Below are 2,451 nucleotides of genomic sequence, written 5' to 3' on the forward strand. Positions count from 1 at the left end.
GCGTAACTCCAGTCAAGGTTGACGGTGGAGTTTATTGGGCGCCGCAAACGGGAGGCTGGCTACTGTCAGAAATGACAGGTCGAGCAGGTTATCCGACCAATGGCTCATGTGTCGGGATGGCGGCTGCGGGTCTGAGCGTTGAAGCGCGCAGTGCAACAAAACCGCAGGCGATACGATTCAAGCTGAAAAAATACCGAAAGGGGGCCGCTTGTCGGATTGATGTAGTGAAAGCATCAGCTTTGTCTCAAAGTATCATCAATGTTGATGCGGGAGATAACCATGAGAACGACTGTGACGATTGATGACGCCCTGTATGAACGGGCGCTGGAAGTGGCCGATCCATCGATGGACAAGGCAGACCTGTTCCGTGAAGCCATCAAGACCTTTGTACGCATTCAAGCGGCCAAACGACTGGCCGCCCTGGGCGCAACGTTGCCAGAGATGCAGGAGATCCGCCGTCGCCGCGAGGATGCTCAATGAAGGGCGTCCTCGTTGATACCTCGGTATGGGTCAATCACTTTCGGCATCGCAACGATGCGTTGGTTGACTTGCTCGAACTTGATCTTGTGATGGCGCACCCACTGATTGTTGGCGAAATCGCCTGTGGAACACCTCCCAATCGGATTCAAATGCTGTCCGATCTCGAGGGGTTACAGCAGACCCAACAGGCCCATCTTCGGGAGGTCCTGGCCTTTATTGAACGCGAGCGTCTGTTCGGTTTGGGCTGTGGTTTAGTGGACATGTTGTTGCTCGCCTCCACGTTGATGACGCCGGAAGCTGAACTCTGGACGATGGATAAGCGGCTGTGTGCGCTGGCAGAACGCTTTGGCGTGATGCACCGACCTGCATTGCATTAATGAAAATGAAGGGGGAGCAAGGCTCCCCCCTTTATGGCCTAAATAAATCAGTCACCTTTTTCAGTCACCTTTTTCAAATCAGCCCCCTTTTCTTCACGAAGGCCGTCCCGTATGCCGGTCTCATTGGCTGAGCTTCATTATCCCGATCGCCTCCAACCGATGCTGTTGATCATGGACGCGAGCCCGATCCCATCTTCGCTACCATTTCCGAGGTTTCGGTACCACCACTTGCCATTGCTATGAATTGCCTCTTCCCAGAACCAGCACGTTGGGTTCGAAGGACCGTAATTGGTGATTCCGACCACATCACACACATTCGCTCCATATATTGAGAACGCGTTATAGAAGTCCTGCAGGTCGGCTCGGCTGGGCATCGTGAGACCTTTTTGACGCACATAACTGTCTGCCTGCGTTTTTGTCACACTCCAGGCGGCCTGCTCCCACTGCCTGACCCATGTGATCGAAACGGTGATGTCTGCAAAGTTGCTCGCTGAGTCCGATACTCTGACGGTCGCAGTGCCTGCGCTGCGCCCCGGATAGATTTGCCCGTATTCATTCACGTTAGCCACCCTCACCGGGTTGGATGCAACGACCTGGAAGTAATAGGGCGGCCTCCCCCCTGTGACAGGAATTTGGTAGATGTGGTGGGCTTGCAGCTGTCCGATGGATTCGTAGTCAGGATGCAGAAATACGTGATAGTTCCCATTACCGCTTATGCTTATGCTCCTCGGTCCTACAGAGAACGGCTGTTCGATCTGCACGGTAAAGGAGCGGGTGGGCGACTCCTGACCACTGCCATAGAGCGCTTTGGCCTTGATCCTGTAGGTCTTGTCGGTCAGCCCTGTGAGGGATGTGCTCCAGTTGATGCGGTCGGTAGGAACCCCGAACGGGCTGCCAATATTGGCCTCACCGTCCAGCAACTGGATCTGTTGACCCCTGCTGCCCGTGCCGGTGACGGTGACGGTGCTCTCGACAGTGCTCCCGCCGACAACGGAGCCTTTGGAATCACGGATATCGATAAGGGCCGGGACAAGCAGCTCGACTACGGTTAAAAGGCGCACGTTTGAGTATATCGAATCGGCAAGATAGAGCGCCTTGGCATACAGGCGGCGGTCACCGACGACGACGGTGATGTCTTTTGTCCATATGCCCGTGTTTGGATCGGCTGTCGCCTGGCCCTTGGGTTCCGCACCCGCTCCGCTCCCATCGTAAATCTCTACGTCTTGCCCCTTGGCTGCTGTACCCGTGAGTTTCAATGTGAGGCTGACTGTTGTGGTACCGTCCGGGATTTCAACGTCGCCGGCTTTGACGCTGTCGAGGGTGGGTTCCCCGGCGGCAATCACGGTGAAGGTTTTGGCCTCCGAATCAGGTAGGCCCGTGCCGTACAGCGGTCTGGCCTTGATGCTGTAGGGGTCGGGTGCCAGGCCCGTGAGTATGCTGCTCCAGGTTGTGCCGGTCTCGGGAATAGTGAACGGGTTGCCAATGTTGGCCGCCGCGTTCCTGAGTTGAATCTGTCGACCGCTGCTGCCGGTGCCGGTAACGGTGACGCTGGTCTCGACAGTGGTCTTGCCGACAACAGAGCCTTTGGAATCGA

The 2,451-nt window shown here is 56.0% G+C and carries 3 protein-coding genes and 1 pseudogene; 3 read left to right on the forward strand and 1 reads right to left on the reverse strand.

Features of this window, described 5'->3' with window-relative positions; translation table 11 throughout:
- The 3 genes from M5C71_RS33530 to M5C71_RS33540 all read left to right on the forward strand — a co-directional run.
- The coding region (locus tag M5C71_RS33530; RefSeq protein ID WP_248769698.1) for a hypothetical protein at positions 1-302 on the forward strand (302 nt) is incomplete at its 5' end.
- Positions 280-480, forward strand: coding sequence for a type II toxin-antitoxin system VapB family antitoxin (locus tag M5C71_RS33535; protein WP_152737206.1), 201 nt, complete (start codon positions 280-282; stop codon positions 478-480). The genes M5C71_RS33530 and M5C71_RS33535, both read left to right, overlap by 23 nt.
- Positions 477-857 (forward strand): VapC toxin family PIN domain ribonuclease, encoded by a 381-nt coding sequence (locus tag M5C71_RS33540; protein ID WP_152737205.1) that lies wholly within the window; start codon positions 477-479, stop codon positions 855-857. Before M5C71_RS33535 ends, M5C71_RS33540 begins: the two co-directional genes overlap by 4 nt.
- A gap of 137 nt (positions 858-994) precedes the next feature.
- On the opposite strand, the pseudogene M5C71_RS33545 reads toward M5C71_RS33540, so the two are convergent.
- A pseudogene (locus M5C71_RS33545) lies at positions 995-2,451 on the reverse strand (hypothetical protein); the annotation flags it as partial.

The organism is Pseudomonas sp. MWU12-2345 (genome assembly GCF_023242385.1).
GTDB lineage: Bacteria > Pseudomonadota > Gammaproteobacteria > Pseudomonadales > Pseudomonadaceae > Aquipseudomonas > Aquipseudomonas gingeri_D.